Source organism: Pseudomonas sp. 2822-15, assembly GCF_002742515.1.
GTDB classification, from domain to species: Bacteria; Pseudomonadota; Gammaproteobacteria; order Pseudomonadales; family Pseudomonadaceae; genus Aquipseudomonas; species Aquipseudomonas salomonii.
On record NZ_LJRY01000156.1, the window covers coordinates 658313 to 675782 of the forward strand.

A 17470-nucleotide genomic window follows, 5' to 3' on the forward strand; every position below is an offset into this window, starting at 1 on the left:
GTTAGCCTCTTGGCTCAATGCTTGCGGCCAGGATCGCCAGCACCAACTGCTGGAAGTCCAGACCGGCAGCACGGGCTGCCATAGGTACCAGGCTGTGATCGGTCATGCCCGGAGCGGTGTTGACTTCAAGGAACCAGAAATTCCCTTGGTCATCCTGCATCACGTCTGCCCGCGCCCAACCGGCGATACCCAGTGCCTCACAGGCTTTCGCCGTGAGGTCCATCAATTCCTGTTCCTTGGTTGCGTCGAGGCCACACGGGATCCGGTACTGAGTATCGGAAGCCACGTACTTGGCGTCGTAGTCGTAAAAGGTGTGGGGCGTGCCCAATGCGATAGGTGGCAATACCTGGCCACGCAGGGTGGCGATGGTGTACTCGGGACCCTGGATCCACTGTTCCACCAACACTTGCGAATCGTAGGTACTTGCCGCTTTCCATGCGTCGATCAATTCAGCGGCCGAGTTCACTTTGGCCATTCCGATACTGGAGCCTTCATGGGCAGGTTTGACGATCAAAGGCAGGCCCAGTTCCTTGGCTGCAGAAATACAATCGTCTTCGCTGCACAGCACGCTGTGACGCGGGGTTGGAATACCCAGGCTGTGCCACACCTGCTTGGTGCGCAACTTGTCCATGGCCAGTGCCGACGCGAGGATGCCGCTGCCGGTGTAAGGAATGCCCAGGCACTCCAGCAAGCCTTGCATGCTGCCGTCTTCACCGCCACGGCCGTGCAGAATGATGAAGGCACGGTCGATCTTCTCGGCCTGCAAGCGGGCGAGGAAATCGTCGCCCACATCGATTCCGAATGCATTTACGCCGGCGCTTTGCAGCGCTTGGAGCACGGCATTGCCGGACTTGAGCGAGACCTCGCGCTCAGCGCTTTTACCGCCGAACAACACGGCAACGCGGCCAAAATCGGCAGGCGTGATGGTCGAGAACAGGGAGCCGTAGTCAGTGATCATTTCGACTTCCCCTTCGCCGCCGCAAACAGCGGGCTGGCGAGCAGTTTGGGCGCAAGGCCACCGATATCACCGGCGCCCTGGCACAGCAGGATGTCACCGGCACGCAGCAGCGGCTTGACGATCGGCGCCAGGTCCACACCGCGTTCGATGTAGATCGGGTCCAACTGGCCGCGCTGACGGATGCTGTTGCACAGCTTGCGGCTGTCGGCGCCCGGAATCGGCTCTTCACCGGCCGGGTAAACTTCCATCAGCAGCAGCACGTTGGCATCGGCCAATACATTGACAAAGTCGTCGTACAGGTCGCGGGTGCGGCTGTAGCGATGCGGCTGGTACACCATCACCAGGCGACGCTCCGGCCAGCCACCGCGCACGGCTTTGATCACCGCAGCCACTTCGGTCGGGTGGTGACCGTAGTCGTCTACCAGCATCACGTCGCCGCCTTCTACCGGCAGTTGGCCGTAGACCTGGAAGCGCCGACCTACACCGGCAAAACGCGACAGGCCTTCGACGATAGCCTCATCGCTGACGCCTTCATCGGAAGCAATGCAGATGGTCGCCAGCGAGTTCAATACGTTGTGATTGCCCGGCATGTTCACCGACACGTCCAACGGCTCGCGGTCAGGGCGCAGCACGGTGAAGAAGGTTTGCATGCCTTCCTGGCGCACATTGATCGCGCGCACGTCGGCGTCTTCGCTGAAGCCGTAGGTCACGGTTGGGCGTTTGACCGATGGCAGGATCTCACGCACCACCGGATCGTCCAGGCACACCACGGCCAAACCGTAGAACGGCAGGTTGTGCAGGAACTCGACGAAGGTTTTCTTCAACTTGTTGAAGTCACCGTCGTAGGTGGCCATGTGGTCTTCGTCGATGTTGGTCACCACAGCGACCAGCGGCTGCAGGTGCAGGAAGCTCGCGTCACTTTCATCGGCTTCGGCGATCAGGTAACGGCTGGTGCCGAGCTGGGCATTGGTGCCGGCTGCATTCAGGCGGCCACCAATCACAAAGGTCGGGTCCAGGCCACCGGCGGCGAACACCGAGGCGATCAGGCTGGTGGTGGTGGTTTTGCCGTGCGTACCGGCCACGGCAATGCCATGGCGATAGCGCATCAGCTCGGCCAGCATCTCGGCGCGTGGCACCACTGGAATACGGCGTTCAAGGGCGGTGGCCACTTCCGGGTTGGAGGTGTTCACGGCGCTGGACACCACCAGCACGTCAGCCTCGGCGGCGTTCTCGGCGCGGTGGCCGATGAAAATCTGCGCGCCAAAAGACTTGAGGCGATCAGTGACCGGCGACTCTTTCAAGTCCGAGCCGGACACCTGATAACCCAGGTTCAGCAGTACTTCGGCAATCCCGCACATACCCACGCCGCCGATGCCGACGAAGTGGATACGACGGATGCGGCGCATTTCGGGCTGCGGCATGGCTTTCTGATTCTCAACCATGGGCCACCTCCAGGCAGATATCGACCACGGTGCGGGTTGCGTCAGGTTTAGCCAGGCGGCTTGCGGTGCTCGCCATGCTGTTGAGTCGTTCCGGTTGCATCAAAACCTCGGTCAGGCGTGCGGCCAAATCGGCGGCGCCAGTCGTTCTTTGCGGCAGCAGGAAGGCAGCGCCCTCCCCGGCCAAATATTCGGCGTTGCGGGTCTGGTGATCGTCGATGGCGTGGGGCAAAGGCACCAGCAAGGACGGCAGACCGGCGGCAGCCAGTTCACTGACGGTCAGCGCACCAGCGCGACAGACCACCAGGTCGGCCCAGCCATAGGCATGGGCCATGTCTTTGATGAAAGGCTGTACGTTCGCCTCGACACCAGCCTCGCGATAGCGGGCAGCGGTGATTTCATCGTGTTTTTTACCGGCCTGGTGGAACACCTCGGGACGCAGGTCCACGGGCAGCAGCGCCAGGGCTTCGGGCAGCAATTTGTTCAGCGGTTCGGCGCCCAGGCTTCCGCCCAGGATCAGCAAGTGCGGCTTGCGCCCTTCCAGGGCCTGACGAGCAATGGCCATGAACAGTTCGGTGCGCACCGGGTTACCGGTGGTACGCAATTTGTCCGAGGCGCCGAAGGTCTTCGGGAACGCCTCGCACACCCGGCTGGCCAACGGCACCAGCAGGCGGTTGGCCGTACCGGCGACGGCGTTCTGTTCGTGCACGATCACCGGTACGCCGGCGAGCTTGGCGGCAACACCACCCGGGCCGGTCACATAACCACCGAAACCGAGCACGCACACCGGCTTCAACTCACGAATCACTTTGCGCGCCTGCCACACCGCCTTGAGCAACACGAACGGTGCCTTGAGCAGGGACAACTTGCCCTTGCCACGCAAGCCGGTGACGTTGATCAAGTGCAGCGGCAAGCCGGCATTGGGGACCAATTCGTTTTCGATGCCACGTGGCGTACCGAGCCAATGCACGGTGTAGCCACGGTTCTGGAATTCACGCGCGCACGCCAGGGCCGGGAACACATGGCCCCCGGTGCCGCCCGCCATGATCAGCACGTTAGCGCCCATGGTTCGGCTCCTCGGCAAAATCGCTCTCGCTGAATTCCATCTCTTCGCTGCCAAGGTGAGTACGGCTCTCCCACTCGATGCGCAGCAGCAAGCCCAGGCACACGCAGCAGATAACCAACGAGCTGCCGCCGTAGCTGAGAAACGGCAGGGTCAAACCCTTGGTCGGCAAGCGACCGATGTTTACCCCGATGTTGATCAGCACTTGACCGATCCACAAAAACGCCAGGCCATAGGCGACATAGGCTGCGAAAAACTGCTTGGCTTTCTCGGCCCACAGACCGATGTAAAGCGCCCGCACACAGACGAACATGAACAGTGCAACGGTGCACAGCGAACCCACGGCACCAAGTTCTTCGGCAAGCACGGAGAACACGAAGTCGGTATGCGCTTCGGGCAGGTAAAACTGCTTCTGCACGCTATTGCCCAGCCCCACACCCAGCCATCCGCCGCGACCAAAGGCGATCAGCGCCTGGGTCAACTGGTAGCCGGAACCGAACTGATCGGACCAGGGGTCGGTAAAGGTAATCAGGCGCGCCATACGGTACGGTTGCGCTTCCACCAGCAGGTAAACCGCGACCACCGCCAACACCACCATCATGGCGAACCGGAACAAGCCCACACCGCCGAGGAACAGCATGGCTGCCGCCGCGCCCATCATTACGACGGTGGCACCGAAGTCGGGCTCCATCAGCAACAGGCCAGCCATGGGCAGCAGCACGATGAACGGCTTGAAGAAGCCCATCCAGCTTTCGCGCACTTCCTTCTGGCGACGCACCAGGTAACCGGCGAGGTAGATCACCACGAACACCTTGGCGATTTCCGACGGCTGCACGTTAAACGCACCGAAGCCGATCCAGCGCATCGAACCGTTCACCTCACGGCCGATGCCGGGCAGGATCACCATAATCAGCAAACCAAACGCGCCGATCAGCATCATCCAACCCAGGCGCTGCCAGGTGGCGATGGGGATCATCATGGTGACGATGCAGGCGCCGAGGCCAATCACCAGGTACACCAGGTGACGGATCATCATGTACAGGGTGTTGCCCGACTGCACCGCGGCCACTTCCGAGGACGCCGAGGTGATCATGACCAGCCCCAGGCCCAGCAGCGCCAGGCAGCCGGCGAGCATCGGGAAATCGAGGTCGATACCACGACCGGTGATGATCGGCGATGGGTACGGCTTGATGATATTTCTGAAATTCATGCCAAGGCCTCCACGGCGCGAGCGAACAGCTGGCCGCGCTCTTCGTAGTTCTTGAACATGTCGAAACTGGCGCACGCCGGCGACAGCAGCACCGCATCCCCCGGCTGAGTCAGGGCCTTGCAGTGGGCAATCGCATCGTCCAGCGAGGTGGCGCGCACCTGCGGTACAACGTCGCCCAACGCGGCGGCGATCAGGTCCGAGTCACGGCCGATCAGCACCACGGCGCGGCAATGTGCAGCCACCGGGCCTTTAAGGTCTCTGAAGTCGGCACCCTTGCCGTCGCCACCGGCGATCAGCACAAGCTTGCCGTCGATATCAGCGCCAAGCCCTTCGATGGCTGCCAGTGCGGCCCCGACGTTGGTGGCCTTGGAATCGTTGTAGTAGCTCACGCCATTGAGGTCGCGCACCCACTGGCAGCGATGCTCGAGGCCGCCGAAGGTGCGCAGGCTCGAGAGCATCGCATCAAATGGCAGGCCGACGGCGTGACCCAACGCCAAGGCCGCCAAGGCATTGGATTGGTTGTGCGCGCCACGGATTTTCAGCTCGCGCACCGGCATCAGGTTCTGGAATTCGAAGGCCAGGTATTTCTCGCCGTTCTCTTCACGAATGCCGAAGGCTTTGAAATCAGGTTTGCCCAGGCCAAAGGTCCAGCAAGGCATGCCTTCGCCCATCAGCGGACGGCTCAGGGCATCCTGGCGGTTGACCACAAATTGCCTGGCACCGCGGAAAATCCGGTGCTTGGCCAAGTGGTACGCCGGCAGGCCGCTGTAGCGGTCCATGTGGTCTTCACTCACGTTCAACACGGTGGCGACTTCAGCCCCCAGGTCGTGGGTGGTTTCGAGCTGGAAGCTCGACAGCTCCATCACGTACAACTCGATGTCGTCGCTGAGCAGGTCCAGCGCTGGCGTGCCAAGGTTACCGCCCACGGCCACGCGCTTGCCGGCCGCAGCCGCCATTTCGCCGACCAGGGTGGTCACGGTGCTTTTCGCGTTGGAGCCGCTGATGGCCACGATCGGTGCCTTCGCGTGACGCGCAAACAGGTCGATGTCGCCGGACAGCTTCACGCCACGGGCCGCAGCGGCTTGCAGGGCCGGTGTCGCCAAGGCCAGGCCGGGGCTCACGTAGAGCTCGTCGGCACGGCACAGAAACTCGACATCCAGCTCGCCACAACGCACTTCCACGTGCGGGTAGTCACGGCGCAGCGTGACCAGCTCCGGTGGATTTTCCCGCGTATCGGCCACGGCAAACGACGTGCCCCGGTTCGCCAGGAAGCGAACCAGGGACATGCCGCTCTTGCCGAGGCCGACAACGATGCGGAAGTGGTCTGAAGCGATCAGGGACACTCGTTTCTACCTCAGTTTCAGGGTGGCAAGGCCGACCAGTACCAGAATCACGGTGATGATCCAGAAGCGGACAATCACACGTGGCTCGGGCCAGCCCTTGAGTTCAAAGTGGTGGTGAATTGGCGCCATGCGGAACACACGACGCCCGGTCAATTTGAAGGAAGCCACCTGGATGACCACCGACAGGGTTTCCATCACGAACACACCGCCCATGATGAACAGCACGATTTCCTGACGGACGATCACCGCGATGGTGCCCAAGGCTGCGCCCAGCGCCAGCGCGCCGACGTCGCCCATAAAGACTTGTGCGGGGTAGGTGTTGAACCACAGGAAGCCAAGGCCCGCGCCGATCAGCGCGCCGCAGAACACAATCAACTCACCCGCGCCCGGTACATACGGAATCAGCAGGTATTCAGCGAATTTCACGTTACCCGACAGGTAGCAGAAGATACCCAGCGCACCACCGACCATCACGGTCGGCATGATTGCCAGACCGTCGAGACCATCGGTCAGGTTCACCGCGTTGCTGGAGCCGACGATCACGAAGTAGGTCAGCACCACAAAGCCAACGCCCAGTGGAATGCTGGCGTCCTTGAGCATCGGAATGATCAAGGTGGTTTCGACGGCGCTTGGCGCGGTCATGTACAGGAAGATCGCGGCGCCAAGGCCAAACACCGACTGCCAGAAGTACTTCCAGCGGCTGGGCAAACCCTTGGAGTTTTTCTCGATCACTTTGCGGTAGTCATCGACCCAGCCGATCGCACCGAACAACAGGGTCACCAGCAGCACGGTCCACACATAGCGGTTATGCAGGTCGGCCCACAGCAAGGTGCTGATGCCGATGGAAGACAGGATCAGCGCACCGCCCATGGTCGGGGTGCCGGATTTGGACAGGTGCGACTGCGGGCCGTCATTACGAACCGATTGACCAATTTGCAGGTTCTGCAGGGTGCGGATCATCCACGGCCCCAGGAACAGCGACAAAGACAGCGCAGTCAGCACACCCAGGATCCCGCGCAGGGTCAGGTACTGAAAGACCGCGAAGCCTTTGTGGAACTGTTGCAGATACTCAGCCAGCAGCAGCAGCATTAATGTTTCTCCGTACTTGAGCCACACAAGGCCGCGACGACGTTTTCCATCACCGCGCTGCGCGATCCCTTGATCAAAATGGTTGTTTGTTTGTCGTGTTCAGCCGCCACCAGCGCCTGGATCAGCTCGGCCTGGGTAGCGAAATGCCGCGCGCCGAGGCCGAAGGTGTCAACGGCGTGGGCCATGTTCGGGCCAACGGCGTACAGCGCGTCGACTTTGCCGCTCGCGTAGGCGCCGACTTCGCGGTGGGACTGCTCGGCCCAGTCGCCCAGCTCAGCGATATCGCCCAGCACCAGCACCTTGCGCCCGGCGAAGCTTTTAAGCAGGTCGATAGCGGCGCAGATGGAAGACTGGTTGGCGTTGTAGGTGTCATCAATCACACGCATGCCGTTGGTCGCCAGTTGCGCCACGGTGCGGCCCTTGACCGGCTGCACCGCGCCCAGGCCGGTGGCGATACCGAACAGCGATACGCCCAGGGCGCAGGCGGCAGCGGCGGCTGCCAAGGCATTGGCGACGTTATGGTTGCCCAGCAGGTTCAGTTGCACGTGCTCGCTGCCTTGCGGTGTGTGCAAGGTGAAGGACGGGCAACCACGGGCGTCGACGGTGATGTCGGCTGCGTGGAAATCAGCGGCGGCGTTGAGCACGGCAAACGTCAGCACCTTGCGACCGGCGGCGCGTACACGCCAGGTCTCGAAGGCCTTGTCGTCGAGGTTCAATACAGCCGTGCCCGAGGCATCCAGGCCTTCGAGAATCTCGCCCTTGGCTTCGACGATTTTCTCCGGGCCACCGAACTCACCCACGTGGGCGGTACCGGCATTGTTGATAATCGCCACGTGAGGCTTGGTCAGCCCCACGGTGTAAGCGATTTCGCCGACGCGCGAAGCGCCCAGCTCGATGACCGCCGCCGTGTGTTCCGGGGCCAGTTCGAGCAAGGTCAGCGGCGCGCCGAAATCATTGTTCAGGTTGCCACGGGTGGCGAGTACCGGCCCGCGCGTGCGCAACACGCCGGCGAGCAGTTCCTTGACCGTGGTTTTGCCGCTGGAGCCGGTGATGGCCGCAACCGGCTTATCAAATGCGGCACGGTTCAGCGCGCCCAACTGGCCGAGGGCCAGACGGGTATCGGCAACCAGCAATTGCGGCAGCGTCGAGTCCGTGACTTCACGCTGCACCAAGGCCCCCACGGCACCTTTGGCGGCGACTTCGTTCAGGTAGTCGTGCCCATCGAAACGCGGGCCGGCCAGTGCAACAAACAGTTGCCCCGGTTTGATGTTACGACTGTCGATACTGACGCCGTCGAAGCTGCAATCGCTCGACACCACGCGGGCCGACAAGGCCTGGGTCAGTTCGCTGAACGTCATCGCCTTAAGCATGGGCGACCTCCCAGGCAGTCAGGGCGTGATCAGCCTCGACCAGATCAGAGAAGGCATGGCGTTCGCCGTTGATTTCCTGATAGTCCTCGTGACCTTTACCGGCCAGCACCACCACGTCGTCAGCACTGGCGCTGGCGATCAATTGGGCAATGGCGGCGCCGCGTCCGGCAACGAAGGTGGCCTTGGTGGCGTCTTTAAAGCCGACACGGATGTCGTCGAAAATCTGGCGCGGGTCTTCGCTGCGCGGGTTGTCGTCGGTGACGAGCACGCCATCGGCCAGGCGCTCGACGATTTCAGCCATCAGCGGGCGCTTGCCGCGATCACGGTCACCGCCGCAGCCGAACAGGCAGAGCAATTTGCCTTTGGCGTGTGGGCGCAGGGCTTCGAGGACTTTTTCCAGCGCGTCCGGGGTGTGGGCGTAATCGACCACCACCAGCGGCTGTGAACCGCCACCCAAACGCTGCATACGACCGGCCGGGCCTTCGAGCTTGGGCAGTACCCGCAGGATTTCGTCCAGGGCGTAGTCCAGGCCAAGCAATGCACCAACAGCCGCCAGCACGTTGCTCAGGTTGAAACGCCCGAGCAAGGTGCTGCGCAAGTGGTGTTCGCCCTGGGGCGTGACCAGCGTGGCGAGCACGCCTTCGTCATTGAATTGGGCTTCGCGGCAATACAGATACGCGCTGGCGTCTTCCAGGCTGTAAGTGATCAGGCGCGCTTCGCTGTCGTCGGCAGCCAGTTGGCGGCCGAAGGCGTCATCCAGGTTGACCACCCTGCACTTCAAATCATTCCAAGCGAACAGCTTGGCCTTGGCGGCAGCGTACGCCTCCATGGTGCCGTGGTAGTCGAGGTGGTCGCGAGACAGGTTGGTCATCACCGCCACGTCAAACGCCAAGGCCGTCACGCGGCCCTGGTCCAGGCCGTGGGATGAGACTTCCATGGCCACCGCCTTGGCACCGGCCTTTTTCAGGTCGGCCAGGGTCGCTTGCACGGCGATCGGGTTCGGTGTGGTGTGCAGGCCGCTTTGCAGCGATCCGTAAAAACCAGTGCCCAGGGTGCCGACAATGCCGCAATGCTGGCCCAGCAGGTCGAGTGCCTGCGCGACCAATTGGGTCACGCTGGTCTTGCCGTTGGTGCCGGTCACGCCGATCAGGTTCAACTGACGGCTCGGGTCACCATAAAAACGCCCGGCGATGTCCGACAGCTGTGCAGCCAGGCCCTTGACCGGAATCAATGGCACATCGGTGATCGGCAGCACGGTGGCGCCATCCACTTCATAAGCCACGGCGGCCGCGCCACGTTGCAGGGCATCGGCGATGTGCGCACGGCCATCGAGCTTGCCGCCGGGCACCGCCAGGAACAGGTCACCGGCGCGTACATTACGGCTGTCCAGGCTCAGCTCACGAATCAGCAGATCGCGTCCGGCGTGGGCAAAAATCTTGTTCAGGCTAAGAGACATCAGCCGCGCCCTCCATTGGCTTTGACAACTGCGGCCGGTGGCCCGGCGTTTGCTTGTTGAGTCGGCGGCAGGTTGTCCGGCGTGATGTTCATCAGGCGCAGGGTGCCGGACATCACTTTGCTGAACACCGGCGCCGATACCAGGCCGCCGAAGTAGCCGGCCTTGCTGGGTTCATCAATCACTACGACGATGGCGAAGCGCGGATCGCTCATCGGGCCGAAGCCGGCGAACAGCGAGCGGTAAGAGTTTTCGGCGTAGCCCTTGGTACCGACCGAGGTCTTACGTGCAGTACCGGACTTGCCGGCCACGTGATAAGCCGGCACCTGCGCCCGGAACACACCGCGCGGAGCTTCGATCACTTGTTGCAGCATGCCTTGCATGGTCTTGGCGACGTTTTCCGGGATCACCTGGGTGGCTTTCGGCGCTTCGTCGATGTGGATCAAGCTCAGCGGAACCATTCGGCCATTATTGGCCAATACAGAGAAAGCGTGGGCCAGCTGGATCGCGGTGACCGACAGGCCGTAGCCGTAGGAGAGCGTGGCAGTCTCGGCTTTTTTCCAGTCGCGGTAGTTCGGCAGGTTGCCCACGCGTTCGCCTGGGAAATCCAGGCCGGTGGGTTGGCCCAAACCGATTTTTTGCGCCAGGTGATAGATGGTCTCGCCGCCGATATCGAAGGCAACCTTACTCATGCCGACGTTACTGGAGTTGATCAGGATACCTGTCAGATCCAGCACCGGACCTTCGCTGCGGGACACGTCACGAATGGTGTATTTGCCCAACTGCAAGGTGCCTGGGTAAACCTCGACCTTGTCGGTCGGCTTCCAGCGCCCGGTTTCCAGGGCGGCACTCATGGAGATGGCTTTCATGGTCGAACCCGGCTCGAACACGTCGATCATGGCGCGGTTACGCATCATCGCCGGTTGCAGGTTGCGACGGTTGTTCGGGTTGTAGGTCGGCTGGTTGACCATGGCGAGGATTTCGCCGGTCTTGACGTCCATGATCACCAGGCTACCGGCCTTGGCGCCGTTCTCGATGATCGCGTTGCGCAGCTCGCGATTGGCCAGGTACTGCAGACGCAGGTCAATCGACAACGCCAAGGGCTTGCCGGCCTTGGCGTTTTTGGTCACCTGGACATCTTTGATCAGTCTGCCGCGTCGATCCTTGATGACCTGCCGTTTGCCGGGCACGCCGGCCAGCCATTCGTCGTAGGCCAGTTCCACACCTTCACGGCCGTGGTCATCAATGTCGGTAAAGCCAACCATATGCGCAGTGGTTTCACCCGCCGGGTAGAAACGACGAAACTCCTCGATGCCATAGACACCGGGGACTTTAAGGTCGAGCACTTGCTGGCCCTGCTCGGGCGTCAGCCCACGCACCAGGTAGATGAATTCTTTGTTGGCCTGGGCTTCCAGGCGCTCGCTCAAGGCTTTAGGGTCCTGGCCCAGCGCGGCAGCCAGCTCAGGCCATTTGTCCTTGGCGGTTTGCAGTTCCTTGGCATTGGCCCACAGGGTGGTCACCGGCGTACTCACGGCCAGAGGCTCGCCGTTACGGTCGGTGATCAGGCCCCGGTGCGCAGGAATCGGAATATGCCGCAGGCTACGGGCGTTACCCTCGCCGATCAGGAAGTCGCGGTCGATCACTTGCAGGTCGATAATCCGCCAGGCAATCGCGCCGGCCATCAGGGCCAGGATGCCGAGCATCAGGCGGAAGCGCCACGGATAGAGTGCGCCTTCGAGTTTCATCATGGCGCCACCATCCGCACTTCAGCTGCGCCAGGGATGTGCATTTTCAACTGCTCGGTGGCAAGCGTTTCGATGCGGCTATGGGCCGTCCAGGTGCTTTGCTCAAGAATCAACCGGCCCCATTCCGCCTGCGCTTTATCACGCACGCTCAATTCCCCGTACAGGGTGTTGAGCAGTTGACGGTTGTAGTGGGCGCTGTAAGACACCGCAATTGCGGACACCAGCACGCCGACAAACAACAGCAACATAAAGAAGCTGCCGCCCGGGAGGGGCTTGGCGAAAAGCTTGCTCACCGCAGCTTCTCCGCGACGCGCATAACGGCGCTACGGGAACGTGGGTTGGCCTTGAGTTCGGCTTCGGAGGCGAACTGCGCTTTGCCATGGATTTTGATTTTCGGCACAAAGGCCTCGAAACGCACCGGCAGGTTGCGCGGCAGGTTATCGGACTCGCCCTTGACCAGACGACGCATGAACAGTTTGACGATGCGGTCTTCCAGGGAGTGGAAGCTGATCACCACCAGGCGACCACCCACTTCCAGGGCGTCCAGTGCGGCTTCGAGGCCGGCTTCCAGATCGCCCAATTCGTTATTGACGTGAATGCGCAGGCCCTGGAACGCACGGGTCGCCGGGTTCTTGCCCTTTTCCCACGCAGGGTTCGCGACCTTGAGCACTTCAGCCAGGTCGGCGGTGCGCTCGAACGGCTGGATTTCACGGCGCTCGACCACGGCACGGGCCATACGGCCGGCGAAGCGTTCTTCACCGTATTCCTTGAACACGCGGGTGATTTCTTCATGGGGCGCAGTGGCGATGAACTGCGCAGCGCTGATGCCACGGGTCGGGTCCATGCGCATGTCGAGCGGGCCGTCGTTCATGAAACTGAAGCCGCGCTCGGGGTCGTCAAGCTGTGGCGAAGATACGCCCAGGTCGAGCAAAACCCCGGCCACCTTGCCTGCCATGCCGCGCTCGGCGACTTCGGCACCCAACTCGGCAAAGCTGCGCTGCACAACGACAAAGCGGCCGTCTTCGGCCGCTAGCGCTTGCCCGGTGGCAATCGCTTGAGGGTCTTTGTCAAACCCGAGGAGTTTACCGTCGGACCCGAGCTGGCTGAGTATCAACCGGCTGTGCCCGCCCCTGCCGAAGGTGCCATCCACATAGCAGCCATCCGCGCGTACGGCGAGAGCCTCAACGGCTTCGTCAAGCAGTACGGTGATGTGGTTAAAGCCGCTATCAATAGTCACAGGATCAAATCACGCAGTTCATCAGGCATAGCGCCCGGTTGTTGAATAGCAGCCAGGTCTGCTGCAGAAACAGCATCCCAGGCATCTTCGTCCCACAATTGGAACTTGTTCAGTTGGCCCACCAGCATTGCGCGCTTATCCAGCTTGGCGTACTCGCGCAAGCGCGGAGGCACCAGGAAACGACCACTGCCATCGAGTTCAAGGTCGACGGCATTACCTATCAGCAGACGCTGGAGGCGGCGGTTTTCTTCACGCAACGAAGGCAGAGCGCGCAACTTGGTTTCGATCAACTCCCACTCATCGAGGGGGTAAACACACAAACAAGGGTCAACGGCGTCAATCGTGATGATTAACTGGCCTGAACTTCGCGAAATGAGCTCGTCACGATACCGGCTCGGCATGGCGAGACGGCCTTTTGCATCGAGACTGATAGCGTTAGCTCCGCGAAACACAGATGCGTTTCTCCAAATTTTAGCGTTTTACGTTCAAAAAACCCACTTTGTGCCACTTTCCGCCACTTGCGCACACTATAGGAATGCGCCCACCACACCGTCAAGGCACGGATTCAAGGAAAAGCCTTACAGAACGGAGATTTAGGAGCGTAAAAGGAGGAGAAACGCGAGTTCAGCGTTGTTTTTGACTCAACAACCGCAAATAGCTCATGGAGCTATGGCTTAAAGTTAAAGTGATTTATTAAGAGTAAGATTTTTTTGGTATTACGAAGATGCATCTGCCAATGATTTGGCAGGGAGGGATTCTTGCGTTACTACCAGGTTTCTGTACGAGACTCGGACAGAAGGAAAAAAGGTGGAGAGTCGATCTATAAGCCGGGTTCTGTCTTGAACAGTCATTCGTCTACGATGGCCATCACTGGACATCTTTAGCAACCTACCCGGTCCCAGCGCGGGCCACGCCTTGGGACCCTATTTGGTCTTGCTCCAAGTGGGGTTTACCTAGCCACGAACTGTTGCCAGACGTGCGGTGCGCTCTTACCGCACCTTTTCACCCTTACCGGCACCGAAGTGCTTAGGCGGTTATTTTCTGTGGCACTTTCCGTAGGCTCACGCCTCCCAGGCATTACCTGGCACTTCGCCCTATGGAGCCCGGACTTTCCTCCCCCCCCTAATTTTCATAGAGGGCAGCGACTGTCCAATCGACTCTCCGCCGCGCAGGTTAACGGCACGACGGCTTCAGGACAAGTATTAAAAGTGCAGCAATGCCATCACGTTCGGACGCAATACCGGTTTAACCCCGGAACTATTCGGCCTTTTGCTTATCGAGCGCGACTTGATACAGCACATTCTTACGCAAGCCGGTAATTTCAGCCGCCAGGGCTGCCGCACGCTTAAGGGGCATCTCTTTAAGCAATAAATCGAGAATACGCATGGCCTCGCTGCCCACCGCGTCTTCATTTTCCGGTGCGGTCCAGCCGGCCACCAGCACCACACACTCACCGCGCTGCTGGTTGCTGTCGCCCTCGACGAACGCCCTGAGTTCTTCCAGTGGCAAGCCCTTGAGGGTCTCAAAGGTCTTGGTCAGCTCCCGGGCCAACAACGCCAGGCGTTCGCCGCCGAACACCAGCTCCATGTCCTGCAAGCACTCGAGAATGCGATGCGGTGCCTCGTAAAAGATCAACGTACGCGGCTCTTCCTTCAACGCTTGCAGGCGCGCACGGCGCCCAACCGCCTTGGCGGGCAGGAAACCTTCGAAGATAAAACGGTCCGACGGCAACCCGGCAGCCGATAATGCCGCAATCAGCGCGCACGCTCCCGGAACTGGCACTACATTGATACCAGCGGCACGCGCCTGGCGGACCAAGTGGTAGCCAGGGTCGGAAATCAACGGAGTGCCGGCATCCGAGATCAACGCCACATCGTCGCCCGCCAGCAAGCGCGTGATAAAACGGCTGCCTTCTTCGCGCTCGTTATGCTCATGGCACGCGGCTAATGGCGTGCTGATACCAAAATGCTGCATCAAACGCTGGGAGTGCCGCGTGTCTTCAGCCGCGATCAATTTTACGTCGCGCAACACTTTCAGCGCCCGAGCACTGATGTCGTCCAGGTTGCCAATGGGCGTCGCCACGACAAAAAGCGAGCCTGCAGTGGAATTCAAAGGACCTGGAGCAGTCAAAACGCACACCTCGATGGTAAGGAAAAGTCGCATTGTAGCGCGTAGGCGCCTCGATAATATGCCCTCGAGGTCGGCCATCGATGCCGGCTCGCAACATTTACACGACCTAAATCGATGGTTTCACGCCAGTAACATCGCGCCTGGGCCAGTGCTTGGGTACAATTCCACGCTAATTTGATCGGTATCAGGAACACTTACATGATCGCTTGCCTGCGGCTGCTCTCCGCCCTCTGCCTCGCTGCCTTACTGGCCGCGTGCGCCAGCTCGCCCTCGTCCAGCCTTGGCGACCTCCCCCGGACCCCGGATGCCAGTATCGAGCAACTGCTCGAACAGGCCACCAACGCCAGTACGCCAGAAAAGGCCGCGATGTTGCGCCTGAGTGCGGCAGACCTGGCCTACCACCAGAACAACCCTGGCCGTTCGTCGCAGATTCTTGCGCAGGTGCCCCTGGATGTCCTGAAGCCGGCCGCCCAAGTGTTTGCCAGCACCCTGGCCGCGGAACTGGCCATGGCGCGCAATCAGCCCAAAGCGGCGCTGGCCGCCCTGAACCACCCCAGCCTGCAAAGCCTCAAAGAGCTGCCGGCTGACCAGCAGGTGCGAACCGGCAGCGTGCATGCACGCGCCTATGAAGCCGATGGCCAGACCCTGGCTGCCGCGCGTGAGCGGGTCGCCATGGCGCCCTTGCTGACGGGCGATGCCGCCAAGGACAACCACGAAGCCATCTGGGCGCTGGTCGCCGCGCTGCCTGCAGAGCAACTGCAAGCCAGCGGCAACCCGACCCTCGACGGCTGGATCACCCTGGCCCAGGCCATCAAGGGCGCCGGCACCCTGGAGCAACAGCAAGCCGCCATTGATACCTGGCGCGCGCAGAACCCAGGCCACCCGGCGGCAGTCAACCTGCCGACCCCGCTGACCAAGCTCAAGGAGCTGGCCAGCCAGCCGTTGACCAAAATCGCATTGCTGCTGCCGCAGGAAGGCCCATTGTCGGCGGTCGGCAAGGCGCTGCGCGAAGGCTTCATGGCCGCGCATTTCCAGGCTGAACAAGCCGGACAGAAGCCGCCGGTCATCGAGTTCTATGACAGCTCGCGCCTGACCTCCCTCGACGACTTCTATGCCAAGGCCAAGGCCGCCGGTGTGCAACTGGTGGTCGGCCCGCTGGAGAAACCCCTGGTCAAGCAGCTCGCCTCCCGTGGGCAATTGCCGATCACCACCCTGGGCCTCAACTACAGCGAACTTAACGAAAACCCGCCGCAACTGTTCCAGTTCGGCCTGGCCGCCGAAGACGAAGCCCGCGAAGTCTCGCGTCGCGCCCGTGCCGACGGCCTGCACCGCGCCGCCGCCATGGTGCCCCGTGGCGAATGGGGTGAGCGTGTCTATAAAGCCTTCCGTCAGGACTGGGAAGCCAACGGCGGCACCGTGGTGGGCGTCGAGTACGTCGATCAGCCGGTGGCCCTCGCCCAGCAGATTGCCGACCTGTTCCAATTGCGTAAAAGCGAAGGCCGCGCCAAAAGCCTGCAAAGCACCGTCGGCACCGACGTCGCCGCGCAACCTTCGCGCCGCCAGGACATCGAGTTTATTTTCCTGGCTGTAACCCCGCAACTGGCCCAGCAGATCAAACCAACCCTGAACTTCCAGTACGCCGGTGATGTGCCTGTGTATGCGACGTCCCACGTGTTCAGCGCCAGCGGCGACAAAAACCAGTACCTGGACATGACCAACGTGATGTTCTGCGAAACCCCATGGCTGCTCAACACCACCGACCCGCTGCGCAACCAGGTTGCCGCGCAATGGCCGCAAGCCAATGGCAGCCTTGGCCGCCTGTATGCGATGGGCGTGGACGCCTACCGCCTGGCACCGCGCCTGGGCCAACTCAAGGCACTGCCGGACACTCGCATTGACGGCCTGTCGGGCAACCTGGGCATCGGCGCCTACCAGCGTGTCGACCGCCAGATGCCATGGGCGAAATTCGTCGGTGGCGAGATTCAACGCCTGCCGGACACCCCGCGCTGATGCCCGAGCGGTCCAGCGCACAAAGCGGCAAGGATGCCGAACAGCAAGCTCTGAACTATCTGCAACAACAGGGTCTGCGCCTTCTGGCGCAGAACTGGTTATGTAAACGCGGCGAGCTTGATCTGGTCATGCTTGACGGCGATACAGTAGTATTCGTCGAAGTCCGCTACAGAAAACACGCACAATGGGGTGGCGCGCTCGCCAGTATCGACGGGCGCAAGCGTCAGAAGCTGATACTCGCCGCGCAGTTTTTCCTGCAAAAAGAGCATCGCTGGGCTGACAGCCCTTGCCGTTTCGATGTGGTTGCCATGGAAAGCACACCGGCAGGCCCAGCTGATTTGAACTGGCTCAAAAATGCCTTCGACAGCTGATTGCCCGGATATCTTCACCACACACTTTTGCTCTTTGCTTTGCGGGCTGCAC

Annotated in this window: 15 protein-coding genes and 1 other RNA gene; 2 read left to right on the plus strand and 14 right to left on the minus strand. The window is 61.3% G+C overall.

Features of this window, described 5'->3' with window-relative positions; translation table 11 throughout:
• Window position 1: 1 nt before the first annotated feature.
• The 14 genes from AOA59_RS04795 to rsmI form a co-directional block, all read right to left on the minus strand.
• On the minus strand, window positions 2-958 hold the full coding sequence (locus AOA59_RS04795; protein ID WP_099486188.1) for a D-alanine--D-alanine ligase: 957 nt from the start codon (window positions 956-958) through the stop codon (window positions 2-4).
• On the minus strand, window positions 955-2400 hold the full coding sequence (gene murC, locus AOA59_RS04800; protein WP_065912514.1) for a UDP-N-acetylmuramate--L-alanine ligase: 1446 nt from the start codon (window positions 2398-2400) through the stop codon (window positions 955-957). Before murC ends, AOA59_RS04795 begins: the two co-directional genes overlap by 4 nt.
• Window positions 2393-3463 carry an undecaprenyldiphospho-muramoylpentapeptide beta-N-acetylglucosaminyltransferase gene (gene murG, locus AOA59_RS04805; protein WP_099486190.1) on the minus strand — a complete coding sequence of 357 codons (1071 nt, stop codon included), beginning with the start codon at window positions 3461-3463 and terminating at the stop codon, window positions 2393-2395. Before murG ends, murC begins: the two co-directional genes overlap by 8 nt.
• Window positions 3453-4670, minus strand: a complete 1218-nt coding sequence (gene ftsW, locus AOA59_RS04810; protein ID WP_065912510.1) for a putative lipid II flippase FtsW — start codon at window positions 4668-4670, stop codon at window positions 3453-3455. Before ftsW ends, murG begins: the two co-directional genes overlap by 11 nt.
• On the minus strand, window positions 4667-6013 hold the full coding sequence (gene murD, locus AOA59_RS04815) for a UDP-N-acetylmuramoyl-L-alanine--D-glutamate ligase (protein WP_099486192.1): 1347 nt from the start codon (window positions 6011-6013) through the stop codon (window positions 4667-4669). The genes ftsW and murD overlap by 4 nt, the downstream gene beginning before the upstream one ends.
• Window positions 6014-6019: 6 nt before the next feature.
• The gene (gene mraY / locus AOA59_RS04820) at window positions 6020-7102 is read right to left on the minus strand and encodes a phospho-N-acetylmuramoyl-pentapeptide-transferase (RefSeq protein ID WP_017138188.1); all 1083 of its coding nucleotides are present in this window, start codon (window positions 7100-7102) and stop codon (window positions 6020-6022) included.
• Complete coding sequence (gene murF / locus AOA59_RS04825; protein ID WP_099486195.1) at window positions 7102-8472, minus strand: UDP-N-acetylmuramoyl-tripeptide--D-alanyl-D-alanine ligase; 1371 nt, start codon at window positions 8470-8472, stop codon at window positions 7102-7104. Before murF ends, mraY begins: the two co-directional genes overlap by 1 nt.
• Window positions 8465-9928 carry a UDP-N-acetylmuramoyl-L-alanyl-D-glutamate--2,6-diaminopimelate ligase gene (locus AOA59_RS04830; RefSeq protein WP_069786095.1) on the minus strand — a complete coding sequence of 488 codons (1464 nt, stop codon included), beginning with the start codon at window positions 9926-9928 and terminating at the stop codon, window positions 8465-8467. Before AOA59_RS04830 ends, murF begins: the two co-directional genes overlap by 8 nt.
• Window positions 9928-11670: a penicillin-binding protein 2 gene (locus AOA59_RS04835; RefSeq protein ID WP_178076241.1), complete on the minus strand. Its 1743-nt coding sequence runs from the start codon at window positions 11668-11670 to the stop codon at window positions 9928-9930. The genes AOA59_RS04830 and AOA59_RS04835 overlap by 1 nt, the downstream gene beginning before the upstream one ends.
• Window positions 11670-11963: a cell division protein FtsL gene (gene ftsL, locus AOA59_RS04840; protein WP_056858984.1), complete on the minus strand. Its 294-nt coding sequence runs from the start codon at window positions 11961-11963 to the stop codon at window positions 11670-11672. The genes AOA59_RS04835 and ftsL overlap by 1 nt, the downstream gene beginning before the upstream one ends.
• Window positions 11960-12907 (minus strand): 16S rRNA (cytosine(1402)-N(4))-methyltransferase RsmH, encoded by a 948-nt coding sequence (rsmH, locus tag AOA59_RS04845; RefSeq protein WP_017138192.1) that lies wholly within the window; start codon window positions 12905-12907, stop codon window positions 11960-11962. The genes ftsL and rsmH overlap by 4 nt, the downstream gene beginning before the upstream one ends.
• Complete coding sequence (gene mraZ / locus AOA59_RS04850) at window positions 12904-13359, minus strand: division/cell wall cluster transcriptional repressor MraZ (protein ID WP_003171868.1); 456 nt, start codon at window positions 13357-13359, stop codon at window positions 12904-12906. The genes rsmH and mraZ overlap by 4 nt, the downstream gene beginning before the upstream one ends.
• Window positions 13360-13714: 355 nt before the next feature.
• Window positions 13715-14068, minus strand: an RNA gene (gene rnpB, locus AOA59_RS04855) — RNase P RNA component class A.
• A 96-nt stretch (window positions 14069-14164) separates the two neighbouring features.
• The gene (gene rsmI, locus AOA59_RS04860) at window positions 14165-15070 is read right to left on the minus strand and encodes a 16S rRNA (cytidine(1402)-2'-O)-methyltransferase (RefSeq protein ID WP_017138193.1); all 906 of its coding nucleotides are present in this window, start codon (window positions 15068-15070) and stop codon (window positions 14165-14167) included.
• Between the two features lie 165 nt (window positions 15071-15235).
• Between rsmI and AOA59_RS04865 the strand changes: the two genes are divergently transcribed.
• Window positions 15236-17047, plus strand: a complete 1812-nt coding sequence (locus tag AOA59_RS04865; RefSeq protein ID WP_065912499.1) for a penicillin-binding protein activator — start codon at window positions 15236-15238, stop codon at window positions 17045-17047.
• The gene (locus AOA59_RS04870; protein WP_069786093.1) at window positions 17047-17418 is read left to right on the plus strand and encodes a YraN family protein; all 372 of its coding nucleotides are present in this window, start codon (window positions 17047-17049) and stop codon (window positions 17416-17418) included. The genes AOA59_RS04865 and AOA59_RS04870 overlap by 1 nt, the downstream gene beginning before the upstream one ends.
• Window positions 17419-17470 lie beyond the last annotated feature (52 nt).